The sequence below is a fragment of the Brevundimonas mediterranea genome (genome assembly GCF_011064825.1).
Taxonomy (GTDB): Bacteria; Pseudomonadota; Alphaproteobacteria; order Caulobacterales; family Caulobacteraceae; genus Brevundimonas; species Brevundimonas mediterranea_A.
In genome coordinates this window covers 469115-493841 of record NZ_CP048751.1, presented here as the reverse complement: position 1 = coordinate 493841, position 24727 = coordinate 469115, and the positions used below count along the sequence as shown (strand labels likewise).

At 66.9% G+C, this 24727-nt stretch carries 24 protein-coding genes; 19 read left to right on the top strand and 5 right to left on the bottom strand.

Features of this window, described 5'->3' with window-relative positions:
- The first annotated feature begins 353 nt into the window (after nucleotides 1-353).
- The 6 genes from flgK to GYM46_RS02420 all read left to right on the top strand — a co-directional run bounded on the left by flgK (nucleotide 354) and on the right by GYM46_RS02420 (nucleotide 7385).
- Nucleotides 354-2453: a flagellar hook-associated protein FlgK gene (flgK, locus tag GYM46_RS02445; protein WP_232216212.1), complete on the top strand. Its 2100-nt coding sequence runs from the start codon at nucleotides 354-356 to the stop codon at nucleotides 2451-2453.
- Entirely contained in the window at nucleotides 2450-3415 is a 966-nt protein-coding gene (locus tag GYM46_RS02440) for a flagellin (protein ID WP_008261892.1), read from the top strand. Before flgK ends, GYM46_RS02440 begins: the two co-directional genes overlap by 4 nt.
- 447 nt (nucleotides 3416-3862) lie before the next feature.
- Nucleotides 3863-4981, top strand: coding sequence for an MlaE family ABC transporter permease (locus GYM46_RS02435; RefSeq protein ID WP_008258921.1), 1119 nt, complete (start codon nucleotides 3863-3865; stop codon nucleotides 4979-4981).
- Complete coding sequence (locus GYM46_RS02430) at nucleotides 4978-5787, top strand: ABC transporter ATP-binding protein (protein WP_008261119.1); 810 nt, start codon at nucleotides 4978-4980, stop codon at nucleotides 5785-5787. The genes GYM46_RS02435 and GYM46_RS02430 overlap by 4 nt, the downstream gene beginning before the upstream one ends.
- 12 nt (nucleotides 5788-5799) lie before the next feature.
- Nucleotides 5800-6738 carry an MlaD family protein gene (locus GYM46_RS02425; protein WP_008262102.1) on the top strand — a complete coding sequence of 313 codons (939 nt, stop codon included), beginning with the start codon at nucleotides 5800-5802 and terminating at the stop codon, nucleotides 6736-6738.
- Nucleotides 6735-7385 (top strand): ABC-type transport auxiliary lipoprotein family protein, encoded by a 651-nt coding sequence (locus GYM46_RS02420; protein WP_008262808.1) that lies wholly within the window; start codon nucleotides 6735-6737, stop codon nucleotides 7383-7385. Before GYM46_RS02425 ends, GYM46_RS02420 begins: the two co-directional genes overlap by 4 nt.
- Nucleotides 7386-7400: 15 nt before the next feature.
- Here the strand turns inward: GYM46_RS02420 and GYM46_RS02415 are convergent, their stop codons facing one another.
- The 3 genes from GYM46_RS02415 to GYM46_RS02405 all read right to left on the bottom strand — a co-directional run bounded on the left by GYM46_RS02415 (nucleotide 7401) and on the right by GYM46_RS02405 (nucleotide 9913).
- Nucleotides 7401-8354, bottom strand: coding sequence for a hypothetical protein (locus GYM46_RS02415; RefSeq protein WP_008262848.1), 954 nt, complete (start codon nucleotides 8352-8354; stop codon nucleotides 7401-7403).
- A 162-nt stretch (nucleotides 8355-8516) separates the two neighbouring features.
- On the bottom strand, nucleotides 8517-9173 hold the full coding sequence (locus GYM46_RS02410) for a 3-oxoacid CoA-transferase subunit B (RefSeq protein WP_008263071.1): 657 nt from the start codon (nucleotides 9171-9173) through the stop codon (nucleotides 8517-8519).
- Entirely contained in the window at nucleotides 9173-9913 is a 741-nt protein-coding gene (locus tag GYM46_RS02405) for a CoA transferase subunit A (RefSeq protein WP_008259499.1), read from the bottom strand. The genes GYM46_RS02410 and GYM46_RS02405 overlap by 1 nt, the downstream gene beginning before the upstream one ends.
- 151 nt (nucleotides 9914-10064) lie before the next feature.
- Between GYM46_RS02405 and GYM46_RS02400 the strand changes: the two genes are divergently transcribed.
- From GYM46_RS02400 to GYM46_RS02375, 6 genes are all read left to right on the top strand, one after another.
- The gene (locus GYM46_RS02400) at nucleotides 10065-11090 is read left to right on the top strand and encodes an SAM-dependent methyltransferase (protein WP_008263852.1); all 1026 of its coding nucleotides are present in this window, start codon (nucleotides 10065-10067) and stop codon (nucleotides 11088-11090) included.
- A 10-nt stretch (nucleotides 11091-11100) separates the two neighbouring features.
- On the top strand, nucleotides 11101-11514 hold the full coding sequence (locus GYM46_RS02395; RefSeq protein ID WP_008260687.1) for a DUF2177 family protein: 414 nt from the start codon (nucleotides 11101-11103) through the stop codon (nucleotides 11512-11514).
- 90 nt (nucleotides 11515-11604) lie between these two features.
- Nucleotides 11605-12489 carry an SGNH/GDSL hydrolase family protein gene (locus GYM46_RS02390; protein ID WP_008264232.1) on the top strand — a complete coding sequence of 295 codons (885 nt, stop codon included), beginning with the start codon at nucleotides 11605-11607 and terminating at the stop codon, nucleotides 12487-12489.
- Between the two features lie 2 nt (nucleotides 12490-12491).
- Nucleotides 12492-13739, top strand: coding sequence for a GDSL-type esterase/lipase family protein (locus GYM46_RS02385; protein ID WP_008262813.1), 1248 nt, complete (start codon nucleotides 12492-12494; stop codon nucleotides 13737-13739).
- Nucleotides 13739-15142, top strand: a complete 1404-nt coding sequence (locus GYM46_RS02380; RefSeq protein WP_008264303.1) for an MBOAT family O-acyltransferase — start codon at nucleotides 13739-13741, stop codon at nucleotides 15140-15142. Before GYM46_RS02385 ends, GYM46_RS02380 begins: the two co-directional genes overlap by 1 nt.
- A gap of 15 nt (nucleotides 15143-15157) precedes the next feature.
- Nucleotides 15158-15634, top strand: coding sequence for a hypothetical protein (locus GYM46_RS02375; protein ID WP_008260380.1), 477 nt, complete (start codon nucleotides 15158-15160; stop codon nucleotides 15632-15634).
- Between the two features lie 59 nt (nucleotides 15635-15693).
- Here the strand turns inward: GYM46_RS02375 and GYM46_RS02370 are convergent, their stop codons facing one another.
- The gene (locus GYM46_RS02370; protein ID WP_008263882.1) at nucleotides 15694-16155 is read right to left on the bottom strand and encodes a peptidylprolyl isomerase; all 462 of its coding nucleotides are present in this window, start codon (nucleotides 16153-16155) and stop codon (nucleotides 15694-15696) included.
- Between the two features lie 72 nt (nucleotides 16156-16227).
- On the opposite strand from GYM46_RS02370, the gene GYM46_RS02365 reads away from it, so the two are divergent.
- Nucleotides 16228-16938, top strand: a complete 711-nt coding sequence (locus tag GYM46_RS02365; RefSeq protein ID WP_035305198.1) for an RlmE family RNA methyltransferase — start codon at nucleotides 16228-16230, stop codon at nucleotides 16936-16938.
- Between the two features lie 25 nt (nucleotides 16939-16963).
- On the opposite strand, the gene GYM46_RS02360 is transcribed toward GYM46_RS02365, so the two are convergent.
- Nucleotides 16964-17506, bottom strand: coding sequence for a DUF2061 domain-containing protein (locus GYM46_RS02360; RefSeq protein WP_008259786.1), 543 nt, complete (start codon nucleotides 17504-17506; stop codon nucleotides 16964-16966).
- A 127-nt stretch (nucleotides 17507-17633) separates the two neighbouring features.
- On the opposite strand from GYM46_RS02360, the gene guaB reads away from it, so the two are divergent.
- The 6 genes from guaB (at nucleotide 17634) to GYM46_RS02330 (ending at nucleotide 24610) form a co-directional block, all read left to right on the top strand.
- The gene (gene guaB / locus GYM46_RS02355) at nucleotides 17634-19091 is read left to right on the top strand and encodes an IMP dehydrogenase (RefSeq protein ID WP_008259075.1); all 1458 of its coding nucleotides are present in this window, start codon (nucleotides 17634-17636) and stop codon (nucleotides 19089-19091) included.
- A 4-nt stretch (nucleotides 19092-19095) separates the two neighbouring features.
- Nucleotides 19096-19488: an MAPEG family protein gene (locus GYM46_RS02350; RefSeq protein ID WP_008263600.1), complete on the top strand. Its 393-nt coding sequence runs from the start codon at nucleotides 19096-19098 to the stop codon at nucleotides 19486-19488.
- A gap of 16 nt (nucleotides 19489-19504) precedes the next feature.
- Nucleotides 19505-20806 (top strand): RsmB/NOP family class I SAM-dependent RNA methyltransferase, encoded by a 1302-nt coding sequence (locus GYM46_RS02345; protein ID WP_008264363.1) that lies wholly within the window; start codon nucleotides 19505-19507, stop codon nucleotides 20804-20806.
- Complete coding sequence (locus tag GYM46_RS02340) at nucleotides 20806-21507, top strand: 5'-methylthioadenosine/S-adenosylhomocysteine nucleosidase (protein WP_008262514.1); 702 nt, start codon at nucleotides 20806-20808, stop codon at nucleotides 21505-21507. The genes GYM46_RS02345 and GYM46_RS02340 overlap by 1 nt, the downstream gene beginning before the upstream one ends.
- Nucleotides 21504-23066: a glutamine-hydrolyzing GMP synthase gene (gene guaA / locus GYM46_RS02335; protein ID WP_008263989.1), complete on the top strand. Its 1563-nt coding sequence runs from the start codon at nucleotides 21504-21506 to the stop codon at nucleotides 23064-23066. The genes GYM46_RS02340 and guaA overlap by 4 nt, the downstream gene beginning before the upstream one ends.
- Nucleotides 23067-23356: 290 nt before the next feature.
- Nucleotides 23357-24610, top strand: coding sequence for a tyrosine-type recombinase/integrase (locus GYM46_RS02330; RefSeq protein WP_040349340.1), 1254 nt, complete (start codon nucleotides 23357-23359; stop codon nucleotides 24608-24610).
- The last annotated feature ends 117 nt before the right edge of the window (nucleotides 24611-24727 follow it).

The following is a 24727-nucleotide window of genomic DNA, read 5'->3' as shown; positions in this document are numbered from 1 at the left end:
GCGGGCCAGTTGCATATTCATTGATCTAAAAGGGAAAAATCAGATCCTGCCGAAAGCCGGCCATCGGGCGTGGGCCTTTCTTGCCGTGCGTTCGCCCCTTTTTTGCCCGGCTTGGAAGGCGTCGCGTCTGGATCGAAATCGACGTCCTCAGGCCTCCGTCATGTCGCGACGGACATGTTGGCCCGACGCTTGCGCACCTCGCGGACCATGAAGACTGCGCGATCCGCGATGTCGTTTAAAAACAACGCTCTGGTTGAGCGGCGGCGGCGCGTGGCCGGGCAAGATCTGCGCATGGCAGGGCAGGGCTTGCCGGGTGGGGCGAGGGGAGCCGGTCCATGTCGTTGACGTCGATCATGAATATCGCGACCTCGGGCCTCCAGACGGCCCAGGCCCAGTTGCGCGTGACGTCGGACAATATCGCCAACGTCCATACGCCGGGCTATGTGCGCAAGACCGTCGATCAGACGGCGGCCGTAACCCAGGGCTATGGCGCCGGCGTCGATATCGCGCGGGTTCGGCTGGCGACCGATCGGTTCCTGCAGGCTGCGGGGATGAGCGCCAATGCGGACGCGGCGCGCGAGACCGTGCGGTATGAACTGTACGACCAGATCCAGACCCGGTTCGGCGATCCCAGCGGCGACGGCGGTTTCTTCGCGGACATAGACAAGCTGTTCGCCAGCTATGCGACCCTGGGCGAAAGCCCCACATCTTCAGCCGCGCGCCAGGACACGATCTACAAGACCCAGGCCTTGTTCAATGAGGCCGCAGGCATCGCCACCCAGATCCAGGCGGCGCGCCAGGAAGCGGACGGGCGGCTTCAGAACGCGGTCGAGACGATCAATCCGCTGCTGGAACAGATCGCCAAGCTCAACAAGACGATCGCCGCCGGAACGGTCATCAACCAGGACGTGACGGGCGCACAGAACGCCCAACAGACGCTGATCGACCAACTGTCCAAATATATGGACGTCAAGGTGGAGGCCCGGGCCAATGGGGGCGTCACCTTGCGGACCGGGACGGGCACGACCCTGGTCGGCGAAGGGAATGCGACCCTGTCGTACAAGGCGGCGGGGACGGTGGACGCGACGACGGCCTTCTCCGACATCATGATCACCGAACCGAACGGCACGCGCTGGCCGCTGCTGGACGGGGTGTCGTCGGGCGAGATCCGCGGGCTGGTCGAACTGCGCGACATCGACGCCCCGGCCGCCGCCGCCCGTCTGGGCGAACTGACGGCCAAGATGGCCGACGAACTGAACCGGGCCCACAACGCCAACAGCGCCGTGCCCGCGCCGACCAGTCTGACCGGACGAAACACCGGCCAGTCGCTGACGAACGCCCTGACCGGCTTTACCGGCAAGACCACGATCACGACGGTGAACAGCGCAGGCGTGATCCAGGGTTCGGCCGAGATCGTCTTCTCCGGCGCGACCATGACGGTCAACGGGGTGGCCGCCGATCCGACGACCTTCCTGGCGACGGTCAACGCCCAACTGGGGGGGACGGCGACGGTCGGCTTCTTCAATGGACAATTGCGGATCGAGGGCCAGGCCGGAAACGGAATCGCCATCGCCGACGATGCGACGACGCCGAGCAGCAAGGGCGGTCGAGGCTTCTCGCACTGGTTCGGGCTGAACGACCTAGTCAGCACCAAGACGCCGACCTTCTATGAAACCGGTCTGAGCCTGACGTCGCAGCACGGCTTCGATGCGGGCGAGAGTCTGACCTTCCGCATCGGCAGCGAGTCCGGCGCGAGACTGCGGGACGTCACGGTGGCGGTTCCCGCCGGGACCGGGACCATGGGCGAACTGCTGTCCGCGCTGAACGATCCGGTCGCGGGCGTGGGGCGGTTCGGCGCCTTCAGCCTGAACGCCTCGGGCGCATTGAGTTTCAAGGCCTATGACGCCAGCGCCACCACCATGAGCGTGGTCAAGGACGGCACGACCCAGGATCCGTCCGGCGTGTCCATGTCGCAGCTGTTCGGTCTGGGCGGTACGGGCGCGACGCGGGCGGGGGCCTACAGCGTCCGCAGCGACATCCAGCAGGACCCGGCCAAGCTGGCGCTGGCCCAGTTGAACCTGTCGGCCGCCGCCGGAACGCCGGCCTTGAGCAAGAACGACGGTCGGGGCGGACTTCTGCTGGCGGACGCGGGCAAGAAGAACGTCAATTTCGCCTCCGCCGGCGGCAACAGCGGCGGAACCAAGACCCTGTCGTCCTATGCGGCGGACTTCGCCGGCGACATCGGCGGCAAGGCCTCGGCGGCCAAGACGCGCAGCGAGACGGCGACGGCCCTGTCACAGGAGGCCGACAGTCGTCGCGCCTCGGCCGAAGGCGTCAACATGGACGAGGAACTGGTCAATATGACCACCTTCCAGCAAGCTTATAACGCCTCTGCCCGCCTGATCCAGGCGAGCAAGGACATGTACGACACCCTGATCGGGATGCTGAAATGACGCGTGTCGCCACCGCCGGAAACTATCAGTCCGCCCTCCTGAATCTGATGACGGCCCAGAGCCGCGCCGAATTGGCGCAGGAGCGAATGGGCAGCGAAAAGATCGCCACCGACATGGCCGGCTATGGCCGGGGGGCGGAACAGCTGACCAGTCTGACCTCGACCCAGGCCCGGCTGGAAGGGTTCATCGGCGCCGGCGAGAGCGCGGCGGCGCGACTGAGCGCCCAGGACCTGGCCATGGGCCGGATCTACGAAGCCGGCACGGGCGCCCGCGAGGCCATCGCCAATGGGCTGGCCGCCGGCAGCATCACCAATCTGATGACCGAACTGGGTCTGCACTATCAGAACGTCCAGGGCGGGTTGAACGCCGAGCATCAGGGCTCCTATCTGTTCTCCGGCGGGCGTGGCGACGTCGCGCCGGCGACGGCCAAGACCATGGCCGATCTGGCCGCCGCCCCCTCGACCGCCTCGACCTTTGCGAACGACAGCCTGAAGCAGAAGTCGCGCATCGACGAGAACACCATGGTCGAGACCGGCTTCCTCGCGGACGAAATCGGCGGCCCCCTGACCGAGGTGTTCCGCAATATGCAGGCCTATCAGAACGGCACGCCGGTGATCATCGACGGCGTGACCTATACGCCCACGGGCGTCGGCACCCTGACGGGCCAGCCGGGGGCGGGCGTCACGGCCTTCCTGAACGCCCAGATGACCCAACTCGACAAGGCCAATCAGGGCGTGACCAACCAGAACGCCAAGAATGGTCTGGTGCAGAACCACGTCGAATCCGCCCTCGAAGCGCACGAATCCCAGAAGATCGCGCTCGACAAGATGATGCTGAAAAAGACGGGCTATGACCCGGCCCAGGCCGTGACCGACCTGCAGATGGCGCAGGTGGCGATCCAGGCCTCGGCGCAGGTGATCAATTCGCTGCGCAGCACGTCGCTGCTGGATCTGCTGCGATAGTCCGAGCTCCAGCCTCCCTGATTTCCGAGGCGTCCCATTCTGCATGAGCCGGCGGTGACCAGGGAAAGGGGGCAGGCCCTGGCCTGGACGAAGGATCAGTCGGAATGCTGACGGTCCACCCGGCCTATCTGCTGCGACTGCCGGACAGGGCCGCCCAGGCCGGGGCGCGGCGGACCTTGGTCGAGGATCTGACCGCCGCGCGACGCCTTATCGGTTGAAGAACGAACGAATCCGGTCTGGCGGCGTTGCCGTTGTAGCGCCAGCGTGGCGGTGGGGAATATCCTATGGGGGACGCAGGTCCGACACAGTGCGAAAGGAAAGCGCCGTGCAAATGTCATCGCGCGTTGACTTCCCTCTTGGGCTTGACCATGAGGCGTGTCGGGTTTTCGGCGGTCCCCTTCATAGGTTGGGAAGTCGCTTGATTCCCGTTCTGACTTCCGGGGCGCGATGAGCCAGACCGATTACGAAATCACGGACGCCGGCGACGGGACGGCGAAGCTGCGCCTGGTCGGCGACTGGACGACGACGGCCCTGGGCCGTTTGCCGCAACGGCTCGGCAAGGATCTTGACGGCCGCAAGATCGAAAGCGTGGACACCCGCGACCTGGGCCGTTTCGACACGGCCGGCGCCCTGGCCCTGGTGCAGGCGTCGCATTGCGGCGTGCCCAAGTCGGCGTGGACGGAGCGGCCTGAGGCGGGCCGCATCTACACGATGATCGAGGCCCTGGAGCGCAAGAGCTCGCCTCCGCCGAAGCAGCCAGGCGCCTTTACCAGCGCCTTCGCCAAGATCGGGCGGGGCGTCTATGATTTCGGGGCCGAGGCCATGCTGTCCCTGGCCTTCCTGGGACGTCTGATGGAGGCCGTGGTCGAGGCCGCCAAAAATCCAGGCGGCATCCGCTGGCCCGCCTGGGTCAGCCAGGCCGAGCGGGCGGGTCTGGACGCCATCCCCATCGTGATGGTGACGAACTTCTTCATCGGCGCGGTCGTGGCCTTCATCGGCGTGGACCTGCTGACCGACTTCGGCGCCCAGGTCTTCGCGGTCCAGCTGATCGGCGTGGCCATGTTCCGCGAGTTCGCGGTGGTGATCGCCTCGGTCCTGCTGGCGGGGCGGTCGGCCTCGGCCTTTGCGGCAGAGATCGGGTCCATGCGGATGAACCAGGAGGTCGACGCCATGCAGGTGATGGGCGTCAATCCGTTCCAGGCCCTGGTGGTGCCGCGCTTGGCGGCCCTGGTGCTGATGCTGCCGTTGTTGACCTTCATGGGCATGATCGGCGGCCTGCTGGGCGGTCTGATCGTGTGCTGGAGCTCCCTGAACCTGGGGCCGGCCTTCTTCTTCCAGCGGTTGGTCGAAGACGGGAGCATGGCCCAGCACATGATGGTCGGCCTGGTGAAGGCGCCGGTCTTCGCCCTGGTGATCGCCGCCATCGGCTGTCGTCAGGGGATGTCGGTGGCCGGGGATGTCGAGAGCCTGGGCCGGCGGGTGACGGCGGCGGTGGTGCAGGCGATCTTCGCCATCATCCTGCTGGACGCGGTCTTCGCCCTGATGTTCCTGGAGCTGGACATATGACCGATGCGACGGCGGCGGCCGCCGCGCCGGAAGACAAGCCGGCCGAGAACCTGATCGAGGTGCGCGGCCTGCTGAGCCAGTTCGGCGACCGGACCATTCACGAGAACCTGGACCTGGACCTGAAACGGGGCGAGGTCCTGGGGGTGGTCGGGGGATCTGGCGCGGGCAAGACCGTGCTGCTGAACACCATCATCGGCCTGAAGGAGCCCGAGGGCGGGTCGGTCAAGGTGCTGGGCTACGACCGCGCCACCCTGACGGACGATCAGGCGGCGGATATCGAGAAGCGCACCGGCATCCTGTTCCAGCAGGGGGCGCTGTTCTCATCCCTGACCGTTCTCGAGAACGTGGCGGCGCCCCTGGTCGAACATACCAAACTGCCCAAGTCGGTGATGTACGAACTGGCCGAGCTGAAGATCGCCATGGTCGGTCTGAAACCGGAGCATCATCATCTGAAGCCGGCGGAGCTGTCGGGCGGGATGAAGAAACGGGCCGGTCTGGCGCGGGCCCTGGCGCTGGATCCCGAACTGGTCTTCCTGGACGAACCGACGGCGGGCCTGGACCCCATCGGGGCGGCGGCCTTCGACGAATTGATCCGGCAGTTGGCCGACGATCTGGGCCTGTCCGTCTTCATGATCACACACGACCTCGATAGCCTGTACGCCATCTGCGACGAGGTGGCGGTGCTGGCGGACAAACGGGTCGTCGAAAAGGCCACGGTGCAGGAGCTGGAACGCTCCGACCATCCGTGGATCAAGGAATACTTCCTGGGGCCGCGCGGTCGCGCAGCTACCAAGACCGCGGCCTGAGGAGAGCCGAGTATGGAACGAGACGCACACTACGCCGCCGTCGGAATCGCCACCGTCTGCCTTATGGCGGCGCTGGCGGTGTTCACCATCTGGCTGGCCCGACTGCAGTTCAACAGCGACTATGACCTGTACGACATCGTCTTCTATGGGCCGGTCAATGGCCTGTCGGAAGGCGGCGAGGTGCATTTCAACGGCATCCGCGTCGGCGAGGTGACCGACCTGAACATCGACACCAAGCGCGGCGACCAGGTCATCGCCCGGGTTCGCGTGGACGGTACGACGCCGGTGCGCGTGACCTCGCGCGCCCAGCTGGAGCCGCAGGGCATCACAGGCCTGAACTATATCCAGATCACCGCCGGCTCGCCCAACAGCGCCCTGCTGAAGGACCAGTATCCGGACAATGTGGTGCCGGTGCTGCAAAGCCAGCCGTCGCCGATCGCCGAGCTTCTGAGCGGCTCGGGCACGGTGCTTGCCCAGACGGTGGATGCGCTGAACCGCATCAACCGCGTCATGTCCGACGACAATATCCGCAGCTTCTCGACCAGCGTGAAGAACGTCGAGGCCCTGACGACCGAGCTGGAGGCCCGCAAGGCCATCTTCGCCGAGCTGGAGGCGGCGGTGAAGAACGCCAACGCCACCATCCTTGAGTATCAGGGGCTGGCGGCCGACATGCGCGCCGTCGTCAATACCGACGGCCGCGAAGCCATCGCCAACATCAACCAGGCGACGGCGGAGGCCCGCACGGCCATCGCCTCGGCCAACCGCTCGATCACCGGGCTGGAGCGACCGCTGGGCGACTTCGCGACGTCCAGCCTGCCGCAACTGAGTGGAACCATCGAGGAACTGCAGGAGGCGACCCGGTCGCTGCAGGCCCTGATCGACGACGTCCGCGCCAGCCCGCGCGACTTCATCGGGAAACCGCAATCGAAAGAGCTGGAGGTGCAGCCGTGATCCGTTCCCTGGTGCAACTGGGCGCCGTCGCCGGCGTCGTTGTCTCGCTGGGCGGCTGTTCGCTGCTGTCCACGCCGGACCCGGTGCAGAACTACCGGTTCGGCCTGCCGCTGGACGCCCCTTCGGCAGAGGGCGACACGCCCGCCTCCCTGTCGGTGTCGATCCGCCGGATCGAGTTCCCGGAAGCGACCGGCGACGACCGGATCCTGGGCGTCACGGGGACCGAAACCGCCTATATCGGCGGCGCGCGCTGGGTGTCGCCCGCCGCGACCCTGTTCGACGACAGCCTGAAGGCGGCCTTCGCCAATCGGGCCGACCAGATTCGCGTCCTGGGCCGACGCGAACCCGGCACGCCGCCGCTGGTGCTGCAGGTCACGGTGACGACGTTCGAGGCGCGCTACGCCGCGCCGGGGCCGACGCCGGACGTGGTGATCACCGCTCGCGCCCAGCTGCGTTCGACGCCCGAGCGGCGCACCGGCGGGGATGCGGCGATCCGTCCCGAACAGGGGCGGTCGGTGGAGCGGGTCTTCACTGTGACCCAGCCGGCGGGTGAGAACCGGATCTCGGCCATCGTCGCCGCCTTCGACACGGCGACGCGGGACATCAACACCCAGATCGCCGACTGGACGATTCAGTCGGCGAAGTGAGGGCTGGGGCCCGGCTCAGGTGACCCACTGGAGGGACACGGCTTCGACCGGGTTCCGGTAGGGGGCGTCGTCGCGCTGGGCGCGGAGCAGGGCGGCCTTGGAGGCGAAGTAGAAGGCGGACGGGCGATCCGGGTCGCCGGCGAAGACCAGGGGCAGGTGCGGGCTGCGGCCTTCCAGCCGCTCCAGTACGGCCACGTCCTGACGCAGGAAGGTCCGACCCCAGGCCGACAGCAGCGGGCTGCCGAACCGCAGGGCGGCGACCGAGCAGAGGATCAGGTTGCGGATCACGACGTCGCCTTCCGCCTGGGGGGTGACGGTGGTCAGGTTGATCAGTTCGAACCCGCGGGCCGTGACGCGCTCAAGCCGGATCGATGGCAGGCGGAACTCGATACTGACCTTGCGGTCCTCGGACACCAGATCATAGGCGGGGGTGGAGGCGAAGGCGTCCGCCGCGACGGCGGTGAAGCCGAAGGGCGAGGGGCTGTAGCTCTTGGTCTTGGTGCGTCGCGCCTGGCTGCGCCACCACCAGGCGTTATGGATCATCGGCACATGGGCCGGGTCCAGCAGACCCAGGACCGCCTGGTCATAGTCCGCACGCGCAGGCGCCTTGGAGTAGGCGATCAGAGCCAGGGGCGCCTCGGGCGGTGACGGCAGGTCGGGCGGGGCGACGGCGCCGGCGGGGCAGGCCCAGATCAGTCCCAGGCGGTTGATCAGTCGCCAACCGCCGCAGGCGGTCGTCTGGACGGCGTCCGGGGCCACCGTGGCCGGCAGGTCGATCCATTCGCCGTGGAGCTGAGCCCGCGTGGCGGTGCGGGTCCGAGCGGCGCGCACGGGGTACCAGGCGTGGATCGGGGCGCCGAAGCGGCGGTCGCCCGCCTGGCGCGCGATCAGACGGGCGTCGAGATCGGCCGCTTCCTGCAAGGCGGGGCCGTCGGAGGCTGCGGGCCGCGCCTGGAGCGAAGTCGCCATGGGACGGAGGTCGCCTGTTCTCGCCCCTGGAGGCGTCGGATGCCGGGGAGCGGGCGCCCGGGGTCGCACCCGGAGGTCACGAAGGACCTGCGGGTCATCGACACTAGCGGGCGTGTCATCACCCAACAAGGTTCGATTGGGCGACCCCGGAACGGCCGAAGATCAGGCCGCCTTCAGTCCCTGCGACACCGTGTAGGCGGCCTCGGTCTTGGCGGCGACCTCGTCCAGGGTGACGCCGTCGGCGAGTTCGATCAGCTCCAGGCCTGCGCCGTCCGGCTTGACGTCGAAGGTGGCCAGGTCGGTGATGATGCGGCTGACCACGCCCGTGCCGGTCAGGGGCAGGGTGCAAGCCTTCAGCACCTTGGATTGGCCGTGCTTGTTGGCGTGTTCCATGACCACGACCACGCGCTTGACGCCGGCGACCAGGTCCATGGCGCCGCCCATGCCCTTCACCAGCTTGCCGGGGATCATCCAGTTGGCGATATCGCCGTTCTGGGCCACCTCCATGGCGCCGAGGATGGACAGGTTGATGTGGCCGCCGCGGATCATGGCGAAGCTGTCGGCGCTGCTGAAGTAGGAGGACTCGGGGATCTCGGTGATCGTCTGTTTCCCGGCGTTGATCAGGTCGGGATCCTCGTCGCCCTCATAGGGGAAGGGGCCCATGCCCAGCATGCCGTTCTCGGATTGCAGGGTCACGGTCATGCCGGCGGGGATGTAGTTGGCCACCAGGGTCGGGATGCCGATGCCCAGGTTGACGTAGAAGCCGTCCTGAAGCTCCTGGGCGGCGCGTTCGGCCAGTTGTTCGCGGGTACGGGGCATCAGACATTCCCTCCTTGGGCTACCGCTTCGCTACTTGAGCCCGGCTCCCTCTGACGCACCGTCCGCTGTTCGATGCGCTTCTCGGACACGGTCTGGATCAGGCGGTCGACATAGATGCCCGGCGTGTGGATGTGGTCGGGATCGAGCGAGCCGACGGGGACGATCTCCTCGACCTCGACGACGGTGACCTTGCCGGCGGTGGCCATCATCGGGTTGAAGTTGCGGGCGGTCTTGCGGAACACCAGGTTGCCGCGCTCGTCGGCCTTCCACGCCTTGACGATGGACAGGTCGGCGATCAGGCCGGTCTCCATGACGTAGTCGCGGCCGTTGAAGTTGCGGACCTCCTTGCCCTCGGCGACGAGGGTGCCGACGCCGGTGGCGGTGAAGAAGGCGGGGATGCCGGCGCCGCCGGCGCGGATGCGTTCGGCCAAGGTCCCTTGCGGGTTGAACTCCAGCTCCAGTTCGCCGGCCAGATACTGGCGCTCGAACTCCTTGTTCTCGCCGACGTAGGACGAGATCATCTTGGCGATCTGGCGGGTGCCGAGCAGCTGGCCCAGGCCGAAGCCGTCGACCCCGGCGTTGTTGGAGATGACCGTCAGCCCCTTGACGCCGCTGTCGCGCAGGGCGGCGATCAGGTTCTCGGGGATGCCGCACAGGCCGAAGCCGCCGGACATGACCGTCATGCCGTCGAAGGTCAGGCCCTCCAGCGCGGACGTGACGTCAGCATAGATCTTTCCCATCGCTCTCCCTTTTCACCGTCTGATGAATATCGCGGCGTCTTCCGCTCATAGTCCGGAAGCGATCTTGCGGGCAAGCGGTCGCGGCGGCAATCGCGTCGCATCCGAATGTCGTCCCAAAGCGTATCCCTCGTGATCTGACGGGAGCGCCTGCATGAACCTGACCAATGTCGCCATTCGCCAGCTGCAGGACACGCCCTTTCCGGACTTCGTCACCCGCCCGGCGATCGACAGTCTGGTGACGGAGGCGCGTCGGCGGCTGGATCGCGACAGGCCGCATGACGAGGCGGCGTTTGCGCGCGAGATGGCCGAGCGGGTCATCGCCGAACATGCGGATGCGGCGAACCGTCAGCACTACGAACTGCCGCCCGAGTTCTTCCGCCTGTGCCTGGGCGAGCGGCTGAAATATTCATGCTGCCTGTATCCGACGGGGACGGAGACGCTGGACCAGGCCGAGGTCGCGGCCCTGCTGGAGACCTGCGCCCACGCCGATCTGGCGGACGGTCAGGCCATTCTGGAAATGGGCTGCGGCTGGGGTTCGCTGTCGCTGTGGATGGCCGAGACCTATCCCCGGGCGCGGATCACGGCCGTGTCGAACAGCCACGGCCAGAGGGACCATATCGAGGCCCAGGCCCGGGCGCGGGGGCTGAGCAATCTGACGGTCGTGACCCAGGATATGAACCTGTTCGACACCGACCAGAGGTTCGACCGGATCGTCTCGGTCGAGATGTTCGAGCATATGGCCAACTGGCGGGCCCTGCTGACCAAGGCCCGGTCCTGGCTGAAGCCGGAAGGGCGAATGTTCATTCACGTCTTCACCCACCGCGACGCCCCCTATCGGTTCGATCACACCGACAGCGGCGACTTCATCGCCCAGCATTTCTTCACCGGCGGCATCATGCCCAGCCACGGGTTGATCCGGCAGTTTCCCGACCTGTTCGCGGTCGAGCAGGAGTGGACCTGGAACGGCGGCCACTACGCCCGCACCGCCAACGACTGGCTGTCCAATATGGATCGCAACGCCGCGCGGATCGCTGTGCTGATGCGCGAGACCTATGGCGACGACGCCAGGCTTTGGACCCGGCGCTGGCGGCGCTTCTACCTGGCGACCGCCGGTCTGTTCGGCAACGACGGGGGCCGCACCTGGGCGGTCAGCCACTATCGCCTGAAACCCGCCTGAGGAGCTTGTCGTGATCAAATATGTCTTCGCCTATCTGGGCGCCGGGATCACCTTTGCGGTGATCGACGCCGTCTGGCTGACCACCATGACCGACCGGTTCTACAAGCCGGTGCTGGGGCCGATCCTGGCGGATAAGCCGGACATGAGGGCGGCGGTGCTGTTCTATCTGATCTCCATCGCCGGGACGGTCTTCCTGGCTATCGCCCCGGCCCTGAAGGACGGAAGCTGGACGCGGGCGGCGATCAACGGGGCGGCGCTGGGCTTCGTCGCCTACGCCACCTACGACCTGACCAACCAGGCGACGCTGGAGATCTGGCAGACCAAGCTGACGGTGATCGACCTGATCTGGGGGACGGTTCTGACCACGATCTCGGCCACCGGCGGCTATTTCGCCGCGCGCTGGGCCGAGGGGCGGTTCGGCTGATGTCGCTGTCGTTTCGCCTGACACGGGACCGGCATGGCGCAGGGCGGGGTCGTTAAGCTATAGCTAACCCTGTTTTCGACGGGGGCGGTCTTGCGCGCAGGCATCAACGGATTGACGGCGGCCCTGGTCGTCGGGGTCGTGATCGGCCTGATGCTGACGCCGGACGGGCGCGGTTGGCTGCGCCATCCGACCCTGATGCTGGGCGGAACCGCCAACGCCTCGGCCAGTCCGCCGGCGGTCGCCAGTCCGGTCGAGAGCCCGGCGCCGGCGCCGGTCGCGAAGGCCGCAGTGACGCCGTTGAAGGCGCGGCTCGCGCAGGGCGAACTGAGGATCGGCGTGTTCGGCGATTCGATGGCGGACGGCCTCTGGGCCGCCCTGTACCGTGATCTGCATGGCGAGAAGGGGGTCACTGTGACCCAGTTCAGCGCGGTCTCCACCGGCCTGTCGCGCTATGACTATGTGGACATCCAGGCCAAGACGGCGCGGCAGTTGAGCGAGACGCCCGTCGATGCGGCCGTGGTGATGTTCGGGACCAATGACGCCCAGGGCATCAGTCTGGACGGGGTGATCCATGATTTCGGCACGCCCGGCTGGAAAGCGGCCTATGGGAAGCGGATCGACGATCTGGTCGGCCTGATGCGGTCCAGGGACGTGGCCGTCTATTGGGTTGGGCTGCCGAAGATGAAACGGGCCGGGTTCGACGCCAAGATGGCGGTGATCAACACCGTGGTGCGCGAACGGATGACGGCCCTGGGCGTGCCCCTGATCGAGACGACCGGCGTCACGGCCGATGCGGCGGGCGAATACGCGGCCTATCTCCCCGGCGCGAGCGGGCGGCCGCAGCTGATGCGGGCCAATGACGGAATCCACATGACCATGGCCGGCTATCGCCGCCTGGGCGCGCCGGTGGCGGAGCGGCTGAAGCGCGACGCGGGTCTGGATGCGGCGGCGGCCCGGCCGCAGACGACCGGCTGACCATGAGCCTGGGGGCCGTGGGGGCGGCGGTGCTGATGCTGGGGATGCAGAGCGGGACCGAGGTTCCCTATGCGCCCATGCCCGCGCCGGGGCCGGGGGCGTCGGTCTGTCCTGAAGGCATCTGCGGCGTCGAGGCGCTGGAGGGGGTGTTCGAGGCCTTGGCGGCGACCGAGGCGGGGACGCGGGACCGGCCCGTCCATATCCTGCAAATCGGCGACAGCCATACGGCGGGGGACCGGATCACGGGCGCCCTGCGCGCGCGGATGCAGGCCCGGTTCGGGGCGGGTGGGCGCGGGGTGTTGCCGCCGGGCGTGCCCTATGCCGGCTATGGACCGATGCAGGTCGAGGTGACGGCGCGCGACTGGCCGATGCGGACGGATGTGCTGGCCAGAGGAGTCATGCCGATAGGCGTCGGCCTGAGCGGCGGCGAAGCCGATGTCAGAGACGGCGCAACAATGACGATCACCGCCGAGTCGAACGGAGCTTTTGATCAGGTCCAGATCTGCGGCGAGGCATGGCAGGCGGACGGCGAACTGACCCTTACCGCTGGCGCCGAAACGCAGACGATGGGTTTCGCGGTCCGCGAAGACGAGGTGTGGCAACCTGAATGCCAGACGGCGACATTCGACAAGCCGCAGACGCAAATCGATATCCGGCCGACAGGGCGTCTGAAGCTCTACGACCTGCGACTGACGCGACGGGCTGCGGGCGTACAGGTGTCGAACCTGGGCGTCGTGGGTGCGACGATGCAGGACCTCGCCTTGCGCGACAGCAGTATCGCCTGGCTAGAACTCGCGGCTTGGATGCCGGATCTGATCATCTTGGCCTTTGGAGTGAACGAGGGGTTCGCACCGAACCTCGACCCCCGCGAATATGAACTCTGGCTCAGACAGGCCCTGATGGTAGTCCGATCCATGGATGCGCCTGTATTGATCCTCGGCGCGCCCGAGGGATTGAAGCCCGGAACCGGCGGACCGTGCGGCGGGCGATCAGCGCCGGAGGCTCTGGCGGTGGTCCGGGATGTGCAGCGGCGAGTCGCGGGCGAGACGGGCGTCGCCTTCTGGGACTGGTACGGACGAATGGGGGGCGACTGTTCAGCGGAGCGGCTGGCGACCAGCCCTGAGCCCTATATGCGTCCCGACCGGGTGCACTTCACTTCCCAAGGGGCGGAGTGGATCGGCGGGGTGCTGAGCGACGATTTGATGCGGGCCTATGAACGCTGGAAGGCGGCCAAGGGGGAGGCGGACTGATGCTGTTTCCGACCCTGGCCTTCGCGGTCTTCTTCCTGTTCGTCTATCTGGTCAGCTGGAGCCTGGATCGGGAGAACGGACGGCGGAAGCTGTTCCTGCTGCTGGCCAGCTGGTTCTTCTACGCCCAGTGGGACTGGCGGTTCGTGGGGCTGCTGATCGCCTCGGCCGTGCTGAACTGGGGCGTGGCGGCCCTGATCGTGCGCAGCGACCAGGCGGGTCGGCGCAAACTGTGGGTCGGCCTGGGCGTCGCGGCCAATCTGACCATCCTGGGCTTCTTCAAGTATTACGGCTTCTTCGTCGAGCAGGCTGTTGATCTGCTGGCCCAATTCGGTTGGGAGCGGGACCTGCCGCTGTTGCAGGTGGTGCTGCCGGTCGGGATCAGCTTCTTCACCTTCCAGGGCGTCAGCTATGTGGTCGACGTCTATCGCGGCAAGACGGCGCCGGCCGAGAGCCTGCTGGACGTCATGCTGCTGATGAGCTTCTTCCCCCATCTGGTGGCGGGGCCCATCGTGCGGGCGTCGGACCTGTTGCCCCAGTTCGCGCGGGTGCCGCGGCTGACACGTGAGATGGCGACCCATGGGCTGTTGCTGATCGTCTGGGGCCTGTTCAAGAAGACGGTGATCGCGTCCGAGCTGGCGACGCGGCTGGTGGATCCGGTCTTCTTCGATCCCTCGGCCTATGGGGCGATCGACATAGCGGCGGCGGTCTATGCCTATGCGGTTCAGATCTATTGCGACTTCTCGGCCTATTCGGACATGGCCATCGGGATCGCGGCCCTGCTGGGCTATTCCTTCCCGCGCAATTTCGATCAGCCTTATCGGGCGGCCTCGATGCAGGCCTTCTGGCGGCGGTGGCATATCAGCCTGTCCAGCTGGCTGCGCGACTATCTGTACGTGCCGCTGGGCGGGGGGCGGAAGGGGCTGTGGTCGTCATGCCTCAATGTGATGATCACCATGCTGCTGGGCGGGCTGTGGCACGGGGCGGCCTGGACCTTCGTGGCCTGGGGCGCGCTGCACGGCGGGGCGCAGGTGGTCGAGCGCCTCGGTCGTGCGGTGGTGAAGGACCGCAAGGTCATTCCGACCTGGCTGGGGGTCCTGATCACCTTCCACGTCGTCTGTCTGGGATGGATCCTGTTCCGGGCCGAGACCTTTGACCTGGCGATGCAGATGCTGGCCGGGCTGGGGCGGTTCGAGGGTTTCAGCCTGGTGACGCCCTTCGTGCTGGTGCTGATCGTCGGCGGGTTGGCCATGCATGGGCTGCCGCCGCGCGCGGTCGAGGGGCTGGCCGAACGGCTGAAGACGGCGCCGTCACCGACGCTCGGTGTGTTGATCGGGGCGGCCATCCTGCTGGTCGAGGCGATGCGCCCCGAGGGCGTGGCGCCCTTCATCTATTTCCAGTTCTGAGGCGTTGATCCGACGATGAGCGATCCCACGGACCCGGTCGATCCCTTCCCGACACAGTCGCATCCGCCGGTGTCGCCGTTTCCGCCGCTGGACGAACCGGTGGCGGCTGATCCGTCCAGCGACTGGATCGGCGCCGCCGACGCCCACGACCTGCCGACGCGCGAGAACGCCCTGGTCGCCCTGGGCCGGTTCGCCTTTCCCCCGGCGCCGGCTTTGGACGAAGAAGGCGAGGCGTCGCGGGCGCGGCGGTGGACCAGCCAGACCCTGTTCGTGGCCTGCGCCTTCCTGATGATCTTCAATGCGGAGTCTTTGCAGAACTGGGCGCGTCAGCAGCCGCCGGGCTGGGGCCAGTCCACAGTCGACAAACTGGCGACGGTGTGGGTCGATCAACTGGCCCTGCTGGGCGCGAACCTGCCGGTGGACGGCTTGCGTGACGCTTGGCGCGACGCCCAGGCGGTTCAGTTCGACGGCGCGGCCGAGGACCGCTCCTAGACCGCAGGCCTCGAAACCGCATCGGCCGAGCCGATACGGTTTCGAGGGTGGGACGAGTCTTAGTTGACCGTCGCCTTGACGATCTTGCCGGGCGCGCGGGGCGGCTCGCCCTTGGGCAGGGCGTCGACGTGTTCCATGCCGGATTCGACTTCACCCCAGACCGTGTACTGGCGGTCCAGGAAGGTGGCGTCGTCCAGGCAGATGAAGAACTGCGAGTTGGCGCTGTTGGGATCGGCGGTGCGCGCCATCGAGCAGACGCCGCGCACGTGCGGCTCGGCCGAGAACTCGGCCTTCAGGTTCGGCTTCTTGGAGCCGGAGGTGCCGGTGCCGGTGGGGTCGCCGCCCTGGGCCATGAAGCCGGCGATCACGCGGTGGAAGACCACGCCGTCGTAGAAGCCTTCCGAGGCCAGTTCGGTGATGCGTTCCACGTGGCCGGGAGCCAGATCGGGGCGCAGCTTGATGACCACGTCGCGGGCTTCGCCGTCGCCGGTGTCCAGGGTGAAGGTCAGGGTGTCGGCCATTTCGGTCGTCCTCTTGGGGTTGATTTGAGGCGGGACATAGCCCGCAACGCCGGTCGGGGCTATGTGGGAACGATGAGTGAAGACGAAAAGCCCCAAGAACGCCGCCGGATGGTCAAACCGCCCACGGGCGGCACCGCCGCCGGGCGCGGCATGGGCACCAAAATGAAGACGGCCGACACCAAGTCGATGTCGAGCCAGCAATGGATCAAACGCCAGCTGGCCGACAAATGGTCCGAGAAGGCGCGGGCCGAGGGCTGGCGTTCGCGCGCGGCCTTCAAGCTGATCGAGATCGACGACAAATTCCACCTGATCAAGCGCGGCAGTAAGGTCATCGACCTGGGCGCGGCGCCGGGCGGCTGGATCCAGGTGGCGGTCAATCGCGGGGCCGGCGCGGTGGCGGGCGTGGACCTGCTGATGATCGAGCCGATTCCGGGTTCGACCCTGTTGCAGGCCGACTTCACCCACCCGGGCGTGGACCAGCAACTGATCGACGCCATCGGCGGGGCGCCGGACCTGGTGCTGTCGGACATGGCGCACAATACGGTCGGCCACCGCCAGACCGACCACCTGAAGATCATCGCCCTGATCGAGATCGCCGCCGACTTCGCCATCCGCACCCTTCGGCCGGGCGGGAATTTCGTGTCCAAGAACTTCCAGGGCGGCGACGCCGGAGGGGTTCTGGCGCGACTGCGCGAGGAGTTCGAGACGGTCAAATACGTCAAGCCGGCCTCCAGCCGGAAGGACAGCGCCGAGGTGTTTCTGGTGGCGTTGAACAAGCGGTAGGCGGCGGAATCCGCGCCGCCGAGGCTCAGGCCGTCGCCGGCTGCCGGCCGGCGCGGCGCTGTTCGATGCGCGACCAGATGCGGTCGTGGACGGTGAAGAAGACCGTCTGGACCAGGGGTTCGATGGTGCCGATGGCCAGGGCTGTGCGGATGTCCTGGGTCAGGGCGTAGGCCACGGCCACGGCGACAGCGAAATGCATGACGCCATAGGTCACGGTCTTGACCGCCACCTGTTTCAGCGAGCGGGGCAGGGCGTGGCTGTGGCCATGGTGGTCGTGGACGCGGGTCTGTTCGTCCGGCGACATGATGTCGAGCCGGGCGGTGAAGGCCTCGGCCGCCTCTTCGATGTTGGAGGCCATGCGGCGGCGTTCGACCCGGTGCCAGACCCGGTCGTGGATCGAATAGGCGATGGTCTGGAAGAAGGGTTCGACCATGCCGACGGCCAGGGCGATACGCCAGTCGCGCGTGATGGCGAAGGCCACCAGAATGGCCACCACAAGGTGCATGACGCCATAGCTGGCGATCTTCAGAGCCAGTTTGCGCGCGGTGCTGAGGAGGACGCCGACCATGTTGCAAGAATGGTCATTGGCCCCCTCGGTTGCAAACCAATAAAATCTATCGGGCCCATAAGCCGCAAGACCCTTGCCGTGGCCCCCTCCGCACCGTTATACGCGGCCCGCAAAACGGAGACTCCCTATGGAGATACGCGAAGGACTGACCTTCGACGATGTTTTGCTCGAACCCGGCCCGTCCGAGTTCATGCCGGCGATGGTCGATGTCTCGACCCAGCTGACACGCGACATCAAACTGAACATCCCGCTGCTGTCGTCCGCCATGGACACGGTGACGGAAAGCCGCCTGGCCATCGCCATGGCCCAGTCCGGCGGCCTGGGCGTGCTGCATCGGAACATGACCATCGAGGAGCAGGCCGATCAGGTCCGCGCCGTGAAGCGTTATGAAAGCGGCATGGTGGTCAATCCGGTCACCGTCGGCCCGCAGACGACCCTGGGCGAAGTGCGTGAGATCGTGGCCCGCAAGAAGATCACCGGCTTCCCGGTGGTCGATCCGGCCACGGGCAAGCTGGTCGGCATGCTGACCCACCGCGACATGCGGTTCGAGAACGACCTGAACCTGACGGCCGCCTCGCTGATGACGACCGGCGACCTGATCACGGTGCGTGAGGGCGCGAGCCGTGAAGAGGCGCGCGACCTGCTGAAAACCCGCAAGATCGAACGGGTCATCGTGGTGGACGAGGATTATCGGGCCGTCGGCCTGATCACCATGAAGGACATCGAGAAGGCCCAGGCCTTCCCCCATGCGGCCAAGGACGACCAGGGTCGTCTGCTGGTCGGCGCCGCCTCGACCGTGGGCGATGCGGGCTATGAGCGGGCCATGGCCCTGGCTGATGCGGGCGTGGACGTGGTGGTGATCGACACCGCCCACGGCCACTCGGCCTCGGTCGCCCAGGTGGTCGAGCGGATCAAGCGCGAGTCGAACCGTCTGCAGGTCATCGCCGGAAACGTCGCCACCTATGATGCGACGCGGGCCCTGATCGACGCGGGCGCGGATGCGGTCAAGGTCGGCATCGGTCCCGGCTCCATCTGCACCACCCGGATCGTGGCGGGCGTGGGCGTGCCGCAGCTGACGGCCGTGATGGACTCAGCGCGGGCCGCCAGGGGCACGGGCGCTTCGGTCATCGCCGACGGCGGGATTAAATATTCGGGCGACCTAGCCAAGGCCATCGCGGCCGGCGCCAATGTGGCCATGATGGGTTCGATGTTCGCCGGCACCGACGAAAGCCCCGGCGAGGTCTTCCTGTACCAGGGCCGGTCCTACAAGTCGTACCGCGGCATGGGTTCGGTCGGCGCCATGGCGCGCGGCTCGGCCGACCGCTACTTCCAGAAGGAAGTCTCGTCCGAGAAGCTGGTGCCCGAGGGCATCGAGGGCCAGACGCCGTACAAGGGGCCGATCACCCCGGTGCTGCACCAACTGGTCGGGGGCTTGCGCGCCTCCATGGGCTATGTAGGGGCCGGCACCATCGCCGACTTCCAGGAGCGCGCTCGCTTCGTGCGCATCACCGGCGCGGGCCTGCGGGAGAGCCACGTCCACGACGTGATGATCACGCGCGAGGCGCCGAACTACAGACAGGGATAAGGCCATGACGACCGAACTGACCTATCTGGCCCTGACGCTGATCCTGGCCCTGGTGCAGGTCTTCCTGCCGGCCGGGGCGAGGACGGTCGAGTTCGGTTCGAAGTGGAATGCGGGTCCGCGCGACGAGACGCCGGCGGCGAAGAAGCCGCTGACCGGTCGTCTGGAGCGCGCCCAGGCCAACCTGTATGAAACCCTGCCGCTGTTCATCGGCGCGGTGCTGATCGCCCATGTGATCGAGGCGTCCAGCGCCCTGACCGTGTGGGGTTCGGCTCTCTATTTCTGGGCGCGCGTCGTCTATGTGCCGCTCTACGCCCTCGGTATTCCCTATATCCGGTCGCTGGTCTGGCTGGTCTCGCTTGCGGGACTGGTCATGGTCCTGACCTTCCTGTTCCTTTGATCTCTGAAAGTCCGCATTGACCCCAGCCGCCCGTCTCGCCGCCGCCGCCGCCGTCCTGGACTCCATCGCCCAGGGCAACCAACCGGCGGAAACCGTCCTGAAGGCCTGGGGGACCGCCAACCGCTACGCCGGGTCCAAGGATCGGCGGGCCATCGCCGATCATGTCTACAAGGTGCTGCGGGCGCGCGGCCGCCTGTCGTGGATCATGGGCGGGCGCGAGGACGGCCGGGCCCTGGTGATCGGTTCGCTGCACGCCATCGACGGCCTGTCGGTGGAAGAGATCGAGGCGCTGCACTCGGGCGACGGCTATGGCCCGCGACCGCTGTCGAAACAGGAGCGCAGCCGGATCACGGCGGGGCAGGGGAAACTGCCGGGCTGGGTCGCGGCCGGTCTGCCCGAGTTCGTGGTCGAGGATTTCAAGGCCACCTTCGGCGACCGCTGGGCCGAAGAGGCCCACGCCCTGATGGCCCCCCGCGCGCCCATCGACCTGCGCGTCAATGACGCGGCGGCCACGGTGGATGCGGTCGAGGTCGAGTTGCGTAACGCCGGTCTGTCGGTCGCCCGCACGCCCTGGTCCGCCCTGGGGCTGCGCGTGCCGTCCGAGCCGCCGCCCAATATCCAGGCCCTGGACGGGTTCAAGGCCGGCAAGTTCGAGATCCAGGACGAGGGCAGCCAGGTCGTCTGCTGGCTGGCCGGCGCGCAACCCGGCGCGACGGTGGTGGACTATTGCGCCGGCGGCGGCGGCAAGACCCTGGGTCTGGCCCAGGCCATGGGGGGGCAGGGCAAGTTGATCGCCTCCGACGTCGTCAACAAGCGGCTCGAGAACATCCGCCCCCGCCTGCAACGCGCGGGCGTCGAGGCCGAGCTGGTGCTGATCGGCCAGAACGGCGGCGGGCTGGAAGCCGTCAACGGCCGGGCCGATCTGGTCTTCGTCGACGCCCCCTGTTCGGGATCCGGCACCTGGCGGCGTCGACCCGAGGACGCCTGGCGTCTGACGGCCGAAGAGGTCGAGAAACTGCACGCGCTTCAGGTCCGCATCCTGAGCCAGGCGACCAAGCTGGTGAAGCCGGGCGGGCGTCTGGTCTATGTCACCTGTTCGATGCTGGCCCGCGAGAACGAGGCCAGCGCCGACGCCTTCGAGGCCGCCAATCCGGACTTCCACCCGGTCGCCGTCGCCGACGTCCTGTCGGCGCCCCAACTGACCGAGGCCGCGCGGGCCAGGTTCGCTGAACTGGCGTCCGGCGCGCGTCTGCGACTGTCGCCGGCCTCGGCCGACACCGACGGCTTCTTCGCCGCCGTCTATCAGCGCGCCGCCTGATGGGGGGTGGGCTGGTTCGGCACGGCGAGGTTTCGGTCCTCTACGTCATGGCTGCGCCTGCCGAATACGGCGACCATCTGCGCGCCCGCATCCAGCCCCTGATGACCGGCGTCGGTCCGGTGGAGGCCGCCGTCGTCCTGACCGCCGCCCTGGCGCGGCTGGAAGCGGGGGGCGGCCTGCCGGACCTGATCGTCTCGCTGGGGTCGTGCGGGTCCCGGGTGCTGGACCACGCCTGCGTCTATCAGGCCTCCTCGGTGGCCTATCGCGACATGGACGCCAGCCCTTTGGGCTTCCCCAAGGGCGTGACCCCGTTGCTGGAGCGGCCTGCGATCCTGCCCCTGCCGTGCCCGATCCCCGGCGTGCCGACCGCCACCTTGTCCACCGGCGCCAACGTCGTCTCCGGCGCCGCCTATGACGCCATCGAGGCCGAGATGGTGGACATGGAGACCTGGGCCCTGGTCCGGTCGGCCCAGACGTCTGGCGTGCCTCTGGTCGCCCTGCGCGGCGTGTCGGACGGCCGCGCCGAGCTGAAGGCGCTGGAGGACTGGACCTCCACCCTGCACCATGTGGACGAGAACCTGGCCGCCGCCCTGGATCGTCTGATCGCCCTGCTGGAGGCCGACGGCCTCGCCGCCCTTGAAATCCCGGCCGCACAAGGCCAAGACCCCGCGCAACTCTCCCCGGATTCGATTACGCCATGACCACGCCTCAAGATCACCAGAAGGTCCTCATCGTCGACTTCGGCAGCCAGGTGACGCAGCTGATCGCGCGCCGCCTGCGCGAGGCCAGCGTCTATTGCGAAATCCATCCGTTCCAGAAGGCCGAGGCCGCTCTGGCGGGGATGAACCCCGCCGCCATCATCCTGTCGGGCGGTCCCGAGAGCGTGCACGAGGAAGGCAGCCCCCGCGCGCCCCAGGCCGTGTTCGAAGCCGGCGTGCCGGTGCTGGGCATCTGCTACGGCGAGATGACCATGTGCGAACAGCTGGGCGGCAAGGTCGAGGGCGGCCACACCCGCGAGTTCGGCCGCGCCGAGATCACCGTCGAGAAAGCCTCGCCCCTGCTGGCCGACCTGGCCCCGGTCGGCGAGGAAGAGACGGTCTGGATGAGCCACGGCGACAAGATCGTCGCCATCCCCGCGGGCTTCGACGTCGTCGCCTCTTCGGCCGGTTCGCCCTATGCGGTGATCGCCGACGAGACGCGCCGCTTCTACGGCGTGCAGTTCCACCCCGAGGTGATGCACACCCCGCGCGGCCACCAGATGTTGAAGAACTTCACCCATGGCATCGCCGGGCTGAAGGGCGACTGGACCATGGCCGCCTATCGCGACGAGAAGATCGCCCAGATCCGCGAACAGGTCGGCGACGCCAAGGTGATCTGCGGCCTGTCCGGCGGCGTCGACAGTTCCGTCGCCGCGGTGCTGATCCACGAGGCCATCGGCGACCAGCTCACCTGCGTCTTCGTCGACACCGGCCTGCTCCGGAAGGACGAGGCGAAACAGGTGACCACCCTGTTCCGCGAGCACTACAACATCCCGCTGGTGCATGTTGATGCGTCGAAGGAATTCCTGGGCGAACTGGCGGGCCAGTCGGACCCTGAGACCAAGCGCAAGATCATCGGCCGCGTCTTCATCGAGATCTTCGACCGTGAGGCCAACAAGGTCGAGGGCGCCGAATTCCTGGCCCAGGGCACCCTCTATCCCGACGTGATCGAGAGCGTCTCCTCGTCCAGCGGCAAGGCCCACGTCATCAAGAGCCACCACAATGTCGGCGGCCTGCCCGACTATATGAAGCTGAAACTGGTCGAACCCCTGCGCGAACTGTTCAAGGACGAGGTCCGCGCCCTGGGCCGCGAACTGGGTCTGAGCGACGCCTTCGTGGGCCGCCACCCCTTCCCCGGACCGGGCCTGGCCATCCGCATTCCCGGCGAGATCACGCCCGAAGCCGTCGAGACCCTGCAACAGGCCGACGCCATCTATCTGGACGAGATCCGCAAGGCCGGGCTGTATGACAGCATCTGGCAGGCCTTCGCCGTCCTTCTGCCGGTCAAGACCGTCGGCGTCATGGGCGACGCCCGCACCTACGAAAAAGTCCTGGCCCTCCGCGCCGTCTCCTCCACCGACGGCATGACCGCCGACTTCTACCAATTCCCCTGGGACGTCCTGGCCAAGACCGCGACACGGATCATCAACGAGGTCCGGGGCGTGAACCGCGTCGTCTACGACGTGACGTCGAAGCCGCCGGGGACGATCGAGTGGGAATAGTCCCGACCCTTCGGCAGCATTCGGTATCGCTTCCGAAGCGGCCTCTAAAGGCCTGACAACATTGTGAATTCTGTCGAGACCCTTCGGAGCCATTCGGAGGGTCTTTTTTCGTTTTGTCGGACTGGCCGACGGTACGCCGCTGCATTGATCTGGCGGACTCGGGCTCATACCGTCCTGACATCGGGCCGCGGTCTGACGGTATTCATTTCCAGCAAGTCATTGAGATGAATGAGAAAAAGCCGTCTTGGCGGGACCGATTTCGAGGACCGACGGAGAGAGGCGATTATACCGTGCTTACCGACACTGCGCTGAAGAATTTGCGACCGAAAGCAAGGGCTTACAAGAGTACCGACAGGGACGGCATGTACGTCTATGTCTCGACGGGCGGCGCAATCTCATTCCGCTACGACTATCGGTTCAACGGCCGTCGAGAGACCTTGACGCTCGGGCGTTACGGCAGCGCCGGATTGACGCTGGCCCAAGCCCGTGAGCGGCTGATCGAGGTGAAGAAGGCGATCGCGGACGGGGTGTCGCCCGCGGTTGAAAAGCAGCGCGCCAAACGTCGCCTGAAGGAAGCTCACGATTTCGCACAGGTCGCCCAGGGCTGGATGGACCGCGCGCCGATGGCGGACAGCACCCGCGACATGCGCCGGGCGATTTTCAATCGGGACATCCTGCCGAAGTGGAAGAACCGCCTGCTGAGCGAGATCACACCCGACGATCTGCGGGCCCACTGCAAGGCGATTGTGGATCGCGGGGCGCCCGCCACGGCGATCCATGTCCGGGATATCGTCAAACAAATCTACGGCTGGGCCATCCTCCACGGCGAGAAGATCGACAATCCTGCGGATGACGTGGGTCCGGCTTCGATCGCCACCTTCCGGCCGCGCGATCGCTCACTCACCCCAGCCGAAATCCGGATCATGCTGATGCTCCTGGGTGAGGTCGCGACCCTGCCGACCATCAGGCTCGGCTTGAAGTTCATCCTCCTCAGCATGGTTCGGAAGAGCGAACTTCAGGACGGGGTGTGGACCGAGGTGGATTTCGACAATGCGGTCTGGTCGATCCCGGCTGCGCGCATGAAGCGCTCACGCCCTCACAACGTCTACCTCTCCACCCAGATGCTCGACATCCTGGTCGCTCTGAAGACCTGCGCCGGCAACTCGAAATACATCCTGCCGTCGCGCTATGACGCCGATGCGCCGATGTCGCGGGCGACTTTCAACCGCGTCACCAGTGCGATCGCTGAAAGGGCCGGAAAGGGTAACCTTCCGCTCGAGCCCTTCACCGTGCACGACCTGCGGCGGACGGCCTCGACCCTGCTGCACGAGATGGGCTTCAACTCGGACTGGATCGAGAAAGGGCTCGCTCACGAAGAGCGATCTTCGCGAGGCGTCTACAACAAGGCGGAGTTCGAGACCCAGCGCCGCCACATGGCGCAGGAATGGTCGAACGCCGTGGACGCCTGGGAAGCGGGCCGCGCCTACACGCCGGTTCTGACCGTGTCAGAGGTCAGCGCACCGCGTTTTGATCCGAAATTTTGAAATGCGTCGGGATGCCAGCAGAAAATGCAGGGACAAGGACATGATCGACGCGCGGGATAAGGCTGCCGCCACCAAGCGCACGGCCGTCCGGCCGGGACTGCGCAAGCGGTCGCCGGA